Source organism: Curtobacterium sp. MCPF17_018 (assembly GCF_003234135.1).
GTDB classification, from domain to species: Bacteria; Actinomycetota; Actinomycetes; order Actinomycetales; family Microbacteriaceae; genus Curtobacterium; species Curtobacterium flaccumfaciens.
In genome coordinates this window covers 1-14,379 of sequence record NZ_QKSJ01000004.1, presented here as the reverse complement: position 1 = coordinate 14,379, position 14,379 = coordinate 1, and the positions used below count along the sequence as shown (strand labels likewise).

17 protein-coding genes and 1 tRNA gene are annotated in these 14,379 nt (G+C 70.8%); 9 read left to right on the top strand and 9 right to left on the bottom strand.

What is annotated here, in order from left to right; all coding sequences use genetic code 11:
* Positions 1-3 precede the first annotated feature (3 nt).
* Positions 4-705, bottom strand: a complete 702-nt coding sequence (locus DEJ27_RS06100) for a hypothetical protein (protein ID WP_110859177.1) — start codon at positions 703-705, stop codon at positions 4-6.
* Between the two features lie 91 nt (positions 706-796).
* Here DEJ27_RS06100 and DEJ27_RS06095 point away from each other — a divergent pair, with 91 nt between their 5' ends.
* Positions 797-1,660, top strand: a complete 864-nt coding sequence (locus DEJ27_RS06095; protein ID WP_111090514.1) for an acyl-CoA thioesterase II — start codon at positions 797-799, stop codon at positions 1,658-1,660.
* Here DEJ27_RS06095 and DEJ27_RS06090 read toward each other — a convergent pair.
* Together DEJ27_RS06090 and ettA are read right to left on the bottom strand one after the other, a co-directional pair.
* Entirely contained in the window at positions 1,647-2,099 is a 453-nt protein-coding gene (locus tag DEJ27_RS06090; RefSeq protein WP_111090513.1) for a thioesterase family protein, read from the bottom strand. The genes DEJ27_RS06095 and DEJ27_RS06090 overlap by 14 nt on opposite strands.
* Before the next feature lie 32 nt (positions 2,100-2,131).
* Positions 2,132-3,817, bottom strand: coding sequence for an energy-dependent translational throttle protein EttA (gene ettA / locus DEJ27_RS06085; protein WP_071405516.1), 1,686 nt, complete (start codon positions 3,815-3,817; stop codon positions 2,132-2,134).
* Between the two features lie 135 nt (positions 3,818-3,952).
* Between ettA and DEJ27_RS06080 the strand changes: the two genes are divergently transcribed.
* Positions 3,953-4,675, top strand: coding sequence for a hypothetical protein (locus DEJ27_RS06080; RefSeq protein WP_111090512.1), 723 nt, complete (start codon positions 3,953-3,955; stop codon positions 4,673-4,675).
* Positions 4,676-4,704: 29 nt separating this feature from the next.
* Here the strand turns inward: DEJ27_RS06080 and DEJ27_RS06075 are convergent, their stop codons facing one another.
* The 3 genes from DEJ27_RS06075 to msrA all read right to left on the bottom strand — a co-directional run bounded on the left by DEJ27_RS06075 (position 4,705) and on the right by msrA (position 6,216).
* A complete protein-coding gene (locus DEJ27_RS06075; RefSeq protein WP_110859173.1) occupies positions 4,705-5,328 on the bottom strand; it encodes a single-stranded DNA-binding protein in 624 nt (207 codons plus the stop codon).
* Between the two features lie 119 nt (positions 5,329-5,447).
* On the bottom strand, positions 5,448-5,651 hold the full coding sequence (locus tag DEJ27_RS06070; protein WP_017886045.1) for a hypothetical protein: 204 nt from the start codon (positions 5,649-5,651) through the stop codon (positions 5,448-5,450).
* 37 nt (positions 5,652-5,688) lie between these two features.
* Positions 5,689-6,216, bottom strand: coding sequence for a peptide-methionine (S)-S-oxide reductase MsrA (gene msrA / locus DEJ27_RS06065; RefSeq protein WP_110859362.1), 528 nt, complete (start codon positions 6,214-6,216; stop codon positions 5,689-5,691).
* Positions 6,217-6,366: 150 nt separating this feature from the next.
* Here msrA and DEJ27_RS06060 point away from each other — a divergent pair, with 150 nt between their 5' ends.
* Both DEJ27_RS06060 and DEJ27_RS17445 read left to right on the top strand, forming a co-directional pair.
* Positions 6,367-6,633, top strand: a complete 267-nt coding sequence (locus DEJ27_RS06060) for a hypothetical protein (RefSeq protein WP_017886047.1) — start codon at positions 6,367-6,369, stop codon at positions 6,631-6,633.
* Positions 6,634-6,722: 89 nt separating this feature from the next.
* A complete protein-coding gene (locus tag DEJ27_RS17445; RefSeq protein WP_181430101.1) occupies positions 6,723-8,003 on the top strand; it encodes a hypothetical protein in 1,281 nt (426 codons plus the stop codon).
* 81 nt (positions 8,004-8,084) lie between these two features.
* Here DEJ27_RS17445 and DEJ27_RS06050 read toward each other — a convergent pair.
* Positions 8,085-8,157, bottom strand: a tRNA-Arg gene (locus DEJ27_RS06050).
* Positions 8,158-8,309: 152 nt separating this feature from the next.
* On the opposite strand from DEJ27_RS06050, the gene DEJ27_RS06045 reads away from it, so the two are divergent.
* From DEJ27_RS06045 to DEJ27_RS06035, 3 genes are all read left to right on the top strand, one after another.
* Positions 8,310-9,095 (top strand): cytidylyltransferase domain-containing protein, encoded by a 786-nt coding sequence (locus DEJ27_RS06045; RefSeq protein WP_111090511.1) that lies wholly within the window; start codon positions 8,310-8,312, stop codon positions 9,093-9,095.
* Positions 9,092-9,964 carry an N-acetylneuraminate synthase family protein gene (locus DEJ27_RS06040; RefSeq protein WP_111090510.1) on the top strand — a complete coding sequence of 291 codons (873 nt, stop codon included), beginning with the start codon at positions 9,092-9,094 and terminating at the stop codon, positions 9,962-9,964. Before DEJ27_RS06045 ends, DEJ27_RS06040 begins: the two co-directional genes overlap by 4 nt.
* Before the next feature lie 351 nt (positions 9,965-10,315).
* Positions 10,316-11,905: a DUF6716 putative glycosyltransferase gene (locus tag DEJ27_RS06035; protein WP_146238489.1), complete on the top strand. Its 1,590-nt coding sequence runs from the start codon at positions 10,316-10,318 to the stop codon at positions 11,903-11,905.
* Here the strand turns inward: DEJ27_RS06035 and DEJ27_RS06030 are convergent.
* Both DEJ27_RS06030 and DEJ27_RS06025 read right to left on the bottom strand, forming a co-directional pair.
* Positions 11,849-12,109, bottom strand: coding sequence for a thioredoxin family protein (locus DEJ27_RS06030; protein WP_110859168.1), 261 nt, complete (start codon positions 12,107-12,109; stop codon positions 11,849-11,851). The two genes, DEJ27_RS06035 and DEJ27_RS06030, sit on opposite strands and share 57 nt — an antisense overlap.
* A 29-nt stretch (positions 12,110-12,138) precedes the next feature.
* The gene (locus DEJ27_RS06025) at positions 12,139-12,429 is read right to left on the bottom strand and encodes a hypothetical protein (RefSeq protein WP_027464647.1); all 291 of its coding nucleotides are present in this window, start codon (positions 12,427-12,429) and stop codon (positions 12,139-12,141) included.
* A gap of 103 nt (positions 12,430-12,532) precedes the next feature.
* On the opposite strand from DEJ27_RS06025, the gene DEJ27_RS06020 reads away from it, so the two are divergent.
* Together DEJ27_RS06020 and DEJ27_RS06015 are read left to right on the top strand one after the other, a co-directional pair.
* Positions 12,533-12,982, top strand: coding sequence for a MarR family winged helix-turn-helix transcriptional regulator (locus tag DEJ27_RS06020; protein ID WP_027464646.1), 450 nt, complete (start codon positions 12,533-12,535; stop codon positions 12,980-12,982).
* A complete protein-coding gene (locus tag DEJ27_RS06015; RefSeq protein ID WP_110859167.1) occupies positions 12,979-14,220 on the top strand; it encodes an MFS transporter in 1,242 nt (413 codons plus the stop codon). The genes DEJ27_RS06020 and DEJ27_RS06015 overlap by 4 nt, the downstream gene beginning before the upstream one ends.
* Positions 14,221-14,379: the final 159 nt, after the last annotated feature.

The window sequence follows — 14,379 nt, the reverse complement described above, 5'->3', positions numbered from 1 at the left end:
TCCCTAGGAGCTCAGGGTCCAGGCGCGGCGCTTGACGAGCACGTGGCCGCGCGAGGTCGTGAGTCGGCTCCACGGACCCGTCTCGAACAGACGGACCGGGTCGTGCCCGAGGAACCCGAGGCTCTCGCCCGCGAAGCCGGCACCGGCGGGCAGGTGTTCGACGCCGGGGACCGGTCGGCCCCAGACCTCGGCACGGATCCGTCGGACGATGGCCTCGCCCGCGTTGGACGGCACGGCGTCGGCGACCTCGGCGATGCCGTCGCGGGTGGCTCGGCGGAGGAGTTCCGGTGAGACGTCCGGCAGCGGGACCCAGCCACCGCGGGGCGGGGAGATGGCCGCCCACGTCACGGTGTGCACCTCGTGCGGCAGCTCGACCTCGATCGGGGTGGCCCGCGTCGGGTCGGCACCCTCGGCGCGCTCGGCGTCCTGCGCCTCGGCCAGCAGGCGGAGGCGCTCGAGGAGCGACTGCAGCGGGACCACGGTGTCGATCGACGCGGGCTCGGTGAGCGAGAACGTGCGGAGACCGAGCACCGTCGGCAGTTCGTCGAGCAGCCCGAGCGGGTAGAGGATCGCCGTGTAGACGGCCAGGACGCCGGAGTCGGCGATGAGCCGGACCGAGCCGTCCTCGATCCGAGCGGCACGCCCGAGGTACGTGCGGAGGTCACCGAGTGAGGCGGCGTCGGGAAGCGTGAAAGAGTTGCCCATGTCGTCCCCGATCCTACCGGCCATCGGGACCGCGCAGCCTGGGCGCGACGACCTGCGACGGCGGCGGGCAGCCGTTCGTAGACTGCACAGCGTGAACGGCGAACCCGACTTCCTGCGGACCCTGCGACTCGAGGACACCGGCGCGAGCACGGCCGAGACGATCCTGACCGGCGCCAGCCACTGGTCACCCGGCGGACGGGTGTTCGGCGGCCAGGTCCTGGCACAGTGCATCGTCGCCGCGCAGCGCACGATCGAGGGACGCGACGTCCACTCGATGCACGGCTACTTCCTGCGGCCCGGCGACATCGACGTGCCGATCACCTTCGGCGTCGAGCGCATCCACGACGGCCGGTCGTTCGCGGCCCGACGCGTGCAGGCGTACCAGCGCGGTGTCCCGATCTTCTCGATGATCGCGTCGTTCCAGGTGCCCGACACCGGCATCGAGCACCAGGACCCGTACCCGGTGGACACCCCGGACCCGGAGTCCCTGCCGTCGGCCGCGTCGATCCTGTCCGCGATCGACCACCCGGTCGCACGTGCCTGGGCCGCTCGGTCCATCGACCTGCGACACGTCGAGGGACCGGTGTTCGTCGATGTGCAGGGCGAGCACGTGCCGCACCAGGCGGTCTGGTTCCGGGTGCAGGGCGACCTGCCGGAGGACCCGGCGCTCCACCGTGCGGTGCTCGGGTACGCGAGCGACCTGTCCATCCTCGAGCCGATCATGCGGCGGCACGGCGTCGCGTGGGGCACCAAGGGGGTCAAGAGCGCGAGCCTCGACCACGCCATGTGGTGGCACCGCGACGGTCGCGCCGATGAGTGGATCCTGTACACGCAGGAGTCCCCGAGCGCGCAGGGCGGCCGGGGACTCGCGTTCGGCCGGATGTTCTCCCGTGACGGCAAGCTGCTGGCCACCGTCGCCCAGGAGGGCATGATGCGGGTGCCTACGGCCGGCTGAACTGCACCGGTTCCTCGAGGTAGCGCTCGCACGCAGCGCGCTCGGTGTCGGTCAGCCGACGCGGACGGTTCGTCGCCGCGTCGACCATCACGAGTGCGGTCGTCGCCCGTGTGTACAGGACGGCGGGGTGATGCCCCGCCGGCGACCAGGCCTCGTACGAGACGTCGATGCTCGCACCCCCGAGCCGCCCGATCCACATCTGGATGTCGAGCGGCTGACGGAGGTACGGGATCGACGCCAGGTACTCGAGGCGCTGGCCCGCGATCACCGTCATGGTGCCCGAACCGGGCCGACCGTCGATGATCGGCTCGGGCAGGCCGCCGTCCGGGTCCTCACCCGGGTCCGCACCCCAGAACCCCACGATGCGCGCTTCTTCGAGCAGGCGCAGCATCGCGGAGTTGTTGACGTGACCGTAGGCGTCGATGTCGCTCCACCGCATGCGGATGGGAGCGTGCAGTCTCGCCACGAGGGTCAGTCGCGGGTGAGCTTGCGGTACGTCGCGCGCCCGGGCTTCGCGGCATCGGCGCCGAGGCGCTCGATCTTGTTCTCCTCGTAGGCCTCGAAGTTGCCCTCGAACCAGTACCAGTTCGGCGTGCCGTCCTCGTTGAGGCCCTCCCACGCCAGGATGTGCGTGGCGATGCGGTCGAGGAACCACCGGTCGTGGGTGATGACCACGGCGCAACCGGGGTACTCGAGCAGGGCGTTCTCGAGGCTGCCGAGCGTCTCGACGTCCAGGTCGTTGGTCGGCTCGTCGAGGAGCAGCAGGTTGCCGCCCTGCTTGAGCGTCAGCGCCAGGTTCAGACGGTTGCGCTCACCACCGGAGAGGATGCCGGCGCGCTTCTGCTGGTCCGGGCCCTTGAACCCGAACTGCGACACGTAGGCGCGGGACGGGATCTCGGTCTTGCCGACCTGGATGTAGTCGAGTCCGTCCGACACGACCTCCCACAGGTTCTTGTTCGGGTCGATGCCGCCGCGGGTCTGGTCGACGTAGGAGATCTGGACGGTGTCACCGATCTTCAGCGTGCCGCCGTCCAGGGGCTCGAGGCCGACGATCGTCTTGAAGAGCGTGGTCTTGCCGACACCGTTCGGGCCAATGACGCCGACGATGCCGTTGCGGGGCAGCGTGAACGACAGGTCGCCGATGATGACGCGCTCACCGAACTGCTTGCGCAGGTGCTCGGCGTCGATGACCTGCGAACCCAGACGCGGGCCGACCGGGATCACGATCTCCTCGAAGTCGAGCTTGCGGGTGCGCTCGGCCTCGGTGACCATCTCCTCGTAGCGGGCGAGACGGGCCTTCGACTTCGCCTGGCGGCCCTTCGTGTTGCTCCGGACCCAGTCGAGCTCCGAGGACAGGCGCTTCGCGAGCTTGGCGTCCTTCTTGCCCTGGACCTCGAGGCGAGCGCGCTTCTTCTCGAGGTAGGTCGAGTAGTTGCCCTCGTACGGGTACAGGCGGCCGCGGTCGACCTCGGCGATCCACTGGGCGACGTGGTCCAGGAAGTACCGGTCGTGGGTCACGGCGAGGACGGCACCGTGGTACTGCTGCAGGTGCTGCTCGAGCCAGAGCACGCTCTCGGCGTCGAGGTGGTTGGTGGGCTCGTCGAGGAGGAGCAGGTCGGGCTTCTGGAGCAGCAGCTTGCAGAGCGCGACGCGGCGCTTCTCACCACCGGACAGGTGCGTGACGAGTTCGTCCCCCGGGGGGCACTGCAGCGCGGCCATCGCCTGCTCGAGCTGGGAGTCGAGGTCCCACGCGTCGGCGGCGTCGATGTCTTCCTGCAGCGTGCCCATCTCGGCCAAGAGCGCGTCGAAGTCGGCGTCCGGCTCGGCCATGAGCGCCGAGATCTCGTTGAAGCGCGCGAGCTTGCCGTGGATCTCGCCCACGCCTTCCTGCACGTTCTCGAGCACGGTCTTGCTCTCGTCGAGCTCCGGCTCCTGCATGAGGATGCCGACGCTGAAGCCCGGCGTGAGCTTCGCCTCGCCGTTGGACGGCTGGTCGAGACCCGCCATGATCTTCAGGATCGTCGACTTGCCAGCACCGTTCGGTCCGACGACGCCGATCTTGGCACCGGGGAGGAACGACATCGTGACGTCGTCGAGGATCAGCTTGTCGCCGACCGCCTTGCGGGCGCGGACCATCTGGTAGATGTACTCAGCCATATCCCGATGAGTCTACTGAACCCGGCCCCCTGCCGGAACGCGCACAAGGGGTGTTGCATCGGCGCACTTCGACGTACCGTTGCCTCGCCTTCCACCAGAGGCCTCGTCGTCCACACGGAGATCAGGATCAGGGACATGCCCACAACACGAATCCGCCGGCTCGCGCTCCCCCTCGTCGGAGCGGTCGCACTCGCAGTCGGCCTCGTCGCACCCACCGGCGCGACGGCCTCGGCAGCCACCGTCGCCCCGCACGGCACACCGTTGGTCGAGTACACCGCCGACATCACCGAGGGCGGGGCCGGGACCGGGTACTCGTCGTACATCAACGTGCACGACGCGTACAACAACGCGTTCTCCGTGGGGATCCAGTCCGACAAGGGGTCCACCGTGAGCAAGGGGGCGCCGCGGTTCATCTGGGAGCGCGTGCAGAACGGCAAGTTCACGTACGGCTACCTCGGCCCGGCGACCCACACCGTGACCCCGGTCGGACTCCGCTTCTACCCGAACAACGTCGGGACCTTCTTCGCGAACGGCCACACGATCGCGGCGGTCGGCCTGAACCTGAAGGGGCGCCTGTTCTTCAACGTCGAGGGGAACGGCCGCCTGAACGGCGACGTCGTCCACTCGTCGATGCGCAACGTGAAGATCACGGTGCGCAACAAGCCCGGCGTGAGCGGCCTGCAGGGCAAGTGGAACACGAACTTCTCGTTCCACGGTCTGAAGGCACGCCAGGTCAACTCGCCGGCGGTCCAGGGAGCGACGTTCTGGGTGGACGGCCGTGTGAGTGGCCTGCCGAAGGGCGGCAACTGGGACACGACCGAAGTGGCGGGCATCGGCATGATCACCCAGCGCTGGTGACCGTCGGACACTGATCCGCGGGACGGGCATCACGCGGCCGGACGTTCGTGCTCCTCGGGTACGTCCAAGTCACGCAGGCCGTCGACCGGCCCGGCGTCGTCGAGATCGTGGTCGTGTTCGTCGTCCCGATCGACGTGGTCGGGCTCGACGTGATCGACCGGCTCCTCGCCGTCTGCCCGGGCCTGGTCGTGCCCAGGAGCGGACCCGGGTTCGTCCGGGGTCGGGCCGCGTACCTCCCCGGTCCGGGGGTCGACGTCCGCGGTGGCACCCGGCGTCACCGCCGAGTCCGAGGTGTGTCGAGGCACCTTGACCCAGTTGCTGATCCCCCACGCCAGGTCGTGCCCGATGCCGTCGGCGTCGATCTCGACCGAGGTCCCACCCCGACCGTCGCGTTCCCACGTGCGGATGCGGACCCGGCCGGCGACGACGATCCGGTCACCCTTCTTCAGGGACTTGAACACGTTCGACGCGAGCGACCGGAACGCGGTGACGGTGTACCAGTTGGTCGCGCCGTTGACCCAGGCGGCGGTGGCCCGGTCCCAACGGCGTGAGGGCGACGCGAGTCGGAGACTCGTGATGGCGATGCCGGTCTCGGTGACGAGGTGCCGGGGCTCGGTGGCGACGATTCCGCAGACGGTGATGATGTCGTTCATGCGTCGATCGTCACGGAGCCCGGGGCCGCGTCAGCGGCCCCGGGCTCGATCTGTGGCGTGTGGATCCGATCAGGCAACCTGTGGAGGACGAGTCCCCCGGGCCTCCTGGACAGACCCGCTCAGTGTGCTCGGAACTCGGGCCGGGCAGCCAACGGTCCGAGCGCGGCGTGGACCGCACCCTTCGCGGACTCGAGGGACGGGTAGGGCCCGCCCGCCCGTCGGCGTCCGTAGAGCTCGACCTCGAAGCCGTCCGCCGCACGGTGGATGCTGCCCACCGCTCCGGCCGGACCGATGGCGACCCAGGTTCCCGTGTTGTCCGTCATGTTCGAACCACCTCCTTGTGGCCCTGCCGCCCCGGGGTCAGGACGCCAGGATGTACTGACTGTAGGCCTTCCGGACCTTGTTCACCTTGGGCAGCGCGACTGCGAGGCAGTAGCCCTGGCCGGGGTTCTTCGCGAAGAAGTCCTGGTGGTACTCCTCGGCGCGGTAGAACGTCGAGAGCGGCTCGATGGTGGTGACGATGCCGCCGTCCCAGATGTCGGATGCTCGCTCGACGGCCCGTTCGAACACCTCGCGCTGCGCGTCGTCGGCCGGGAACATCGCCGAGCGGTACTGCGTGCCGACGTCGGCGCCCTGACGGTTCAGCTGGCGGGGGTCGTGCAGCGTGAAGAAGACGTCCAGGATCACGTCGGCCGGGATCACCGACTCGTCGAACGTCACGGCGACCGCCTCGGCGTGCCCCGTCGTGCCGGTGCACACCAGTTCGTAGGAGGGCTCTTCGACCTGTCCGCCGACGTAGCCGGACACCACGTCCTGCACACCCTGGAGCGTGCGGTACACGGCGTCGAGACACCAGAAACATCCACCTGCGAGCACGAACGTGGTCATGGCCACTCCCTCTCTCCGGGCCGCCGGTGCAGCAGCCTCGTTCCTCCACAACAGTGTGCGCGGAGACCCTGTTCCCCAGATCTGCTGGCACCCCTCGGCGTGTCGGTGGTCCCCCGTAGCGTCGGCACCACACCGACCAGGAGGCCAGCGATGCAGACCATCACCGAACCCGCACTGCGGATCCGCACCGTCCCGCTGGCCCGCGCCCGGGGCGACTACCGGATCCTCGACGTCCGCGACGACCTGAGCCGGGTCACCCGGGCCAACGGCGAGATCGTCGGGTACGTCGACCGCATCGACGTCGCCGGTGACACCGCGTACCGTGCCCGCCGGTACGTCGCGACCGAGCGCCGGTTCGTCGAGCTGCCGAGCGTGTGGTCCGCCGACGACGCCGTGGACACCCTGCGCTGGTCATGATGTTCCAGATTGGAATCATCTGCGATGGGATGCGCGGAACGCCGTCCGGCCTCCCCGACGCCTGACCGTTCCGTGGGTATGGTGCGCGCATGGACTGGTGGAACGACCTGACCGACTGGACTTCGTCCGACACGGGTTGGCGGGTGCTCTCGGGCGCTGTGATCCCCTTCGTCGCCATCGTCGTGGCGGGCGTCATCGCGGCGCTCATCGGGCGCAGCGCGACCAAGCGGGTCGTGGCGCTGCAGGAGCGCGAATCGAAGAACGCGGCCGTGGGCGCGATCCTGACGGCTGCGCGCAAGGCAGCTGCGTGGGGATCGCTCGGGCACGACGAGCGGGCCTACGCCGACCACCTCGCCGAGGACGCCGACATCCGGCTGCGCCTGCTCCCCGTGCAGGGTGCGCCACTGGCCGCCAACTGGGCACAGCACGAGATCGCCGACATCAAGAAGAACTCGTCGACGTTCAGCTTCCAGGCCGACCAGTCCCTCGCCGAGTTCCGTGACCGCCTGCTCGACTGGCAGTCGCGACCGAACCGTGCGCGCAAGCTCTTCAAGGCCGACCTCGAGCGCTGGAAGTTCGAGTCGCCGGACCCCGACGCCGACCTGATCAAGCGGCAGCAGGACTGGAACGCCGACCAGGCCGAGGCCCCACGCACGCAGGCGCAGGCAAAGGCCCCGGCCGCTCCCGCCGAGCGTCCCACCCCGACGACGACCTCGCTGCGTCCGGCGCAGCGCCCCACGTCCGCGCCGTCGACCCCTCCGGCGCCGGCCGCTGCTGCGCCCGGCGCTGCTGCACCCGGTGCGGCGTCAGCCGGTGCTGCGTCAGTCGGTGCTGCCGGCGGGACGACCCCGTCGTTCTCGGTGAACCGCGGTGCGGGCACGAACCCGAACCGCGGCAACGCCGACCCGAACGCCACACGCTCGTTCGGTGACAACACCACCCGCGTCTACGGCGACGACGAGGCTGCACCACCGGTCCGTCCGGCGCTCGGTACCCCGACCTCGCCCTTCCGCTCCGCCCAGGGCCGCGGCACGGACGACACCGAGGTCGTGGACGACGACAGCGCCACCCGAGCCTTCGGCGACTCCGACCGCGCACCGCGGAACGACCGTCCGTCCTCGTCCGACCGCCCCGTCGCGACGCCCACCGCAGCCGACGCACACGTCAATCGAGCACCCGCGAACGACGTCCCGCCCGCCTCGGTGCCCCGGGTCGACACCCCCGGCGCGACGAACACCACGTCCGTCCCGACCCGCCTGAACCAGGCCCCCGCAGAGCCGGCCGACGCGAACGAGACGTCAGAGGCGCCGTACACGCAGCCGATCAGCGCCGCCGAACTCCGGCGCCGCGCCGCGGACGACGACGAGTAGTAGCCAGCACGACGAGTAACAGCCACCACGACGAGAACAGGGCCGCCATCCGGAAAGGATGGCGGCCCTGTTCGTCTTCGGCGCCCCCGGCAGGAATCGAACCCGCGGCACGGTGGGTAGAAACCACCTGCTCTATCCACTGAGCTACGGAGGCGAGCAGCGTCGATTGTAGCGGCGAGCGGCCCTCAGACGCTCGATGCACACCCCGCCGCGTCGCCGTGACCGGGCTCGGCGGTCGCCCAACGGTCGGCCGCCGTCTGCTCCCCGTTCCCCTCCGCGACACCCACGCTTCGTAGCGTCCGGAGCATGCGCACCACCGGTTCCGTCCTCGCCGTCGTGCCCGCACGTGCCGGGTCGAAGGGGATCCCCGGCAAGAACCTCCGCACGGTCGCGGGTCGTTCGCTGGTCCGTCGAGCGGTCGAATCGGCACGACGTGCCACGCGCATCGACGAGGTGGTCGTCACGACCGACGGCGACGCCATCGCCGCCGAGGCGGTCGCCGCCGGTGCAGCCGTGGTCCGCCGTCCGGCCGAGCTCGCGGGGGACGAGGCGTCCTCGGAATCTGCCCTGCTGCACGTCCTCGACGCGATCAGTACCCCGCTGCCCGAAGTCCTCGTCTTCCTGCAGGCGACCTCGCCGTTCATCGACCCGGCGGACCTCGACGCCGCCGTCGCGCGCGTGATCGACGGGCACGCCGACGCGGTGTTCGCCGCCGCCCCGTCGCACGCGTTCCTGTGGCGGACCGCCCCGGACGGCACGGCGGTCGCGGTGAACCACGACGCTGCGACCAGGCCCCTTCGGCAGGACCGCGAGCCCGAGTACCGCGAGACCGGCGCCTTCTACGTGATGCGGACGGCGGGGTTCCTCGAGAACCGGCACCGGTTCCACGGCCGCGTCGAGCTGGCCGTCGTCGACGGTGCCGGCGCGATCGACGTCGACGACGAGGCCGACCTGGCCCTCGCCGAAGCGCTGGCCGGCGCGCTGACCGACTTCACGGCAGACGAACGCGTCGGCGCCGCGGCCCCAGCACCCACCACGACCCGAGACCCATCCCCGACGCGGGCCACCCCCGCACCGAACGGAGCACCATGACCGTCACCATCGGTACGTCCACGATCGGCGCGGGCCACCCCGCGTACCTCATCGGCGAGATCGGCCTCAACCACAACGGCGACGTCGACATCGCGAAGCAGCTCATCGACGTCGCTGCCGACGCGGGCCTGCAGGCCGTGAAGTTCCAGAAGCGCACCCCCGCGATCTCCACGCCGGAGCACATGAAGAACACCCCGCGCAGCACCCCGTGGGGCGACATGACCTACCTGGAGTACCGCTACCGCGTCGAGTTCGACCGCGACCAGTACATCGAGATCGGTGACCACGCGACCCTCCGCGGTCTCGACTGGTTCGCGTCGCCGTGGGACGAGCCGTCGGTCGACTTCCTCGAGGACCTCAACGTCGTCGCCTACAAGATCGCCTCGGCGTCGGTCACCGACCTCGGCTTGCTCGCCGCCGTCGCCGCGACCGGCAAGCCCGTCATCCTGTCGACGGGCATGTCCACGCTCGAGCAGATCGACGCCGCCGTCGAGGCCCTCGGCACCGAGCGACTCGTCCTCATGCACGCGACCTCGACCTACCCGCTGCCGGCCGAGGAGGCGAACCTCCGCATGATCGACACCCTCGCCCACCGGTACGCGGGCGTCCCTGTCGGGTACTCCGGCCACGAGCCCGGCCTGCAGATCTCCATCGCCGCCGTCGCCCTCGGTGCCACGGCCGTCGAACGGCACATCACGCTCGACCGCACGATGTGGGGCTCCGACCACGCCGCATCGCTCGAGCCGCACGGCCTGAAGACGCTCGCCCGCGACCTCCGCATCATCGAGACCGCCCTCGGCGACGGCGTGAAGCGCATCTTCCCCGGCGAGCAGGCACCGCTCGCGAAGCTGCGTCGCGTCGGCGCGTGAGCGCATGCAGTCCCCATCCGACCGCCGGCGAGCAGGCACCGCTCGCCAAGCTGCGTCGCGTCGGCGCGTGAGCGCATGCAGTCCCCATCCGACCGCCGGCGAGCAGGCACCGCTCGCGAAGCTGCGTCGCGTCGGCGCGTGAGCGCATGCAGTCCCCATCCGACCGCCGGCGAGCAGGCACCGCTCGCCAAGCTGCGTCGCGTCGGCGCGTGAGCGCATGCAGTCCCCATCCGACCGCCGGCGAGCAGGCACCGCTCGCGAAGCTGCGTCGCGTCGGCGCGTGAGCGCATGCAGTCCCCATCCGACCGCCGGCGAGCAGGCACCGCTCGCCAAGCTGCGTCGCGTCGGCGCGTGAGCGGCCCGGTCGACGGGACCAGCGCCCTGAGCGGGCCGGGTGACGGCGGCGGGCCGACAGACGGACTGGAGGCGCGCCTCCCGTCCGACGCGTCACCACGCGTCCGACGCGTGGTCGGCCTGGTCGACACCGACTCGTTCGCGAAGTGGGGCGCGCACCTGTTGGCGAGCGCCCCGGCGGACTGGGACCTGGAGCTGCGCACCGTGGCGACCCCGCGGTCAGCGAGTCCGAAGCAGCTGCGGTCGGCGTTCCGCGGGCTCGACCGGCGACTCGCCCACCTGCACCGCGAACCGCCCGCGCCGAAGGACGTCGACGCCGTCGTCGAGGAGCTCCGCCAGGACCCGCCGGACGCCGTCCTGGTGTCGTTGATCGGACCGGTGGCCGAACTCGTGATCGACGAGGTGCACCGGCGGATCCCGGACCGGCCGGTGCTGGTGTCGGGGCTGCCGGGGATCTCGTTCCCCTCGAAGTGGAAGGGCATCTTCTTCCGCGCCCGGGCCGACCTGTTCGTGCTGCACAGCCACCGTGAGGTCCGCGCGTACGAGGAGACGGCGCGCGACGGCGGCGTCGAGCCGCACTTCGCGCTCGCCACGTTGCCGTTCGCCCGGGGGTCCGGCGCGACCGGTGGTGCCGACGCAACCGACGCTGTCGGCGGTGTCGGCGGTGTCGGGCCGACCGTCCGCGACTCCGTCGTCTTCGCGGCGCAGCCGAGTGTGCCGTTCGAGCGGGCCGATCGGGCGATCATCGTGCGGTGGCTCGTCGAGACGGCACGGGCGCACCCGGAGTGGCGCGTCGTCATCAAGACGCGCGCGGCGGCCGGCGAGCACCAGACGCACCGCGAGGAGCACCCCTACCCGGACCTGGTACCGGCGGACGCGCCGACCAACCTCGTGGTGGAGAGCGGGCCGATGGCCGAGCACCTCGACCGCGCGGTGGCACTCGTGACGATCAGCTCGACCGCGGTGCTCGAGGCGGCGGCGCGGGGCGTCCCGGCTCTCACGCTGACCGACTTCGGCATCGGGCGGCACCTGATCAACGAGGTGTTCGTGGGGAGCGGCCTCGAGGGCGACGCCGTCAACCTGGTCGACGGACGGTTCGGTGTCGTCCGGCCGGAGTGGATGCGGGACAACTACTTCCACCCGGCCTCGGAGGACGACTGGCAGCACCGGCTGGTGGAGCTCATGGCCCGACGGGATGCCGGGGCCCTGGTGGACCGGGCGCCGGCTCGGCGGAGCCGCGGTGGGCTGCTGCGCCGCGCGTGGGAGCGGAAGAACGCCCTCGGCGGGGCGGATCGCAGCCCGCTCGGGCTGGTGGCGCTGAGCATCGGGGCGCCGATCAGGGGCGCGAAGCGTCTGGCGCGACGTGTGCGGGCGGTTGTCGATCCGCCGGCACCCGTCGTGGTGGCGGCGCCGACGTCGCAGCGCGCGGGGGTCCATCCGGAGGTCCGCGCCGCTGCACCCGCGCCGGGGGCCGCCGCCGGGGTGGCCGCTCGGGCGGCGGCTGCGGCTGCGGCTGCGGCGACCGCTCGTTCAGAGCGCCCTGGCCACCGCGAGCAGGAGTTGGTCGCGGGTCGGGACGCCGGGTGAACGGAAGACCTCGGTGCCGTCGTCCTGCCGCACGATGATCGTGGGCGTGGACCGGATACCGAGGTCCTCCGCGTCGTCGGGGTGTGCCGCCACGTCGCGTTCGGTCACGGTGAGCCCGGGAACGAGCGCCGAGGCCTCGGCCGACACCCGGCGGGCGGCGGCGCACGGCGCACAGAAGGCGGACGTCCAGAGGTCGAGCTGCATGTGGTCCTGCAACGCGGCGGGTGGGGGTTCTACTCCCGGTCGAACTCGCCGCTGCGGTCGCCGCGGTCCTGCAGGTCGTCCACCGGGTCGGACTCCTCCGGCTCGTAGGTGAACTCGACCGAGATCTGGTCGAGGACCTGGCGGGACTTGGTGGCGCGGTAGGTGAAGGCCGTCTGCAGGCCCTCGACGTCGGCGAACACCGTGACCTCGTCGTCCAGCGCGTCGCTCGTGGCGGTGCGGGTGTCGGTCGTGCCGTCGAAGGGGCCGCCGTGGAAGATCGCGGTGTACTCGTCGCCTTCGTGGATGGTGATGTCGCTCATGCCTCCCTTCTACCAGGCGGCGGCTGGTGCAGTCTGTTCGGGGCCGTCGTCGCTCGACTGCACCGCCGTTGCATTTTGCATAGCACGGCTATATAGTTCAACTATGGAAACACCGCGTGAGCAGACGATCGAGACCCTCCTCGTCTCCGTCAACCGCCTGATCCGCAGCGCCGTCCAGTCGACGGGCAACACCACGTCCGCCGCGGTCTGGCGCACGCTCGGCATCCTCGAGACCGACGAGCCACTGCGACTCGGCGAACTGGCCACCGCCTCCCGTGTGGCGCAGCCCACGATGACCCGACTCGTCGCCGGCATGCTCGCCGACGGCCTCGTCAGCCGCAGCGTCGACCCGGACGACTCCCGCGGGCAGCTCATCGAACTCACCGAGGCCGGACGCGAACGGCTCGCTTCCTGGCGCTCCACCCTCACCAGCACGGTCGGCCCGTTGTTCGCCGACCTGACCGACGACGACTGGGACGTCCTGCACCACGCGGCGAACCTGATCGCCCAGCGCACCCGGACAACCCCCAACGGAACGGAGATCCCCGCGTGAACGCCCACGCACCCGCCGGCCAGTCCGGCTCCATCCTCAAGCAGTCGTCCGCGGTCTGGGCGATCGCCTTCGCCTGCGTCGTCGCGTTCATGGGCATCGGCCTCGTCGACCCGATCCTCCCGGCGATCGCGGCGTCCCTGAAGGCGACGCCGGCGCAGACCGAGTTGCTCTTCACGAGCTACCTCGCCGTCACCGGTGTCGCCATGTTCTTCACCAGCTGGGTCTCCAGCCGCATCGGCGCGAAGCGCACCCTGCTCATCGGACTCGCCCTGATCGTGGTGTTCTCGGTGCTCGCGGCGACGTCGAACAGCGTGTGGAGCATCATCGACTTCCGCGCCGGCTGGGGCCTCGGCAACGCGCTCTTCATCTCCACCGCGCTCGCGACCATCGTCGGGGCGGCGTCGGGCGGCACCGCCTCGGCGATCATCCTGTACGAGGCAGCGCTCGGGCTCGGCATCGCCGTCGGCCCCCTCGTCGGAGGTCTGCTCGGCTCGGTGAGCTGGCGCGGCCCGTTCTTCGGCGTCACGACCCTGATGGCCGTCGCGTTCATCGCCATCGTCGCCCTGCTGAAGACCGGCAGCCTCGAGAAGCCCACGCCGACGAAGCTCTCCGCCCCCTTCCGCGCCCTGACCCGTCCGGCACTCGCAGCCCTCGCCGCGACCGCGCTGTTCTACAACATCGGCTTCTTCGTCCTGCTGGCGTACACGCCGTTCCCGCTCGGCTTCGGCGCGCTCGGGATCGGGTTCACGTTCTTCGGCTGGGGTGTCGGTCTCGCGATCACGTCGGTGTGGGTCGCCCCGATGCTCACCGCTCGGATGCGCCGGACGACCGTGCTGAAGGTCGCGCTGCCCCTGCTCGCGCTCGACCTGTTCGCCGCGGCCCTCGTCGTGCGCTCCCAGGTCGGCCTGATCATCTGCGTCGTCATCGGTGGTCTGGTGCTCGGTGTCCTGAACACCGTGCTCACCGAGTGCGTCATGGAGGCCACCGACCTCCCCCGCTCGGTCGCCTCGAGCGCCTACTCCGCCGTCCGGTTCATCGGCGGCGCCATCGCCCCGCCCGTCGCGACCCTGCTCGCCGACGCGTACTCGCCCTCGGCGGCGTACGTCTTCGCGGGCGCGTCCGTCGCGGTCGCCTTCGTCGTGATCCTCTGCACCACGAGGGTCCTGCGCCGCGTCGACGACGGTGCCGAGCCGGAGCGCGTCGAGGCGGAGGCCATCACCGCCGGCGACATGGCCTAGCCACGGGCAAGTGCGCCCTCCACCCGCGCCACGCTTCCCTGCTTCCCCGCTTCCCCACTTCCCCACTTCCCCGCTTCCCCACGAACGGGCGAAATGCCGGAGTGTCCCCCTTGGGCACGTCGGCATTTCGCCCGTTCGTGGGGAAGCGGGGAAGTGGGG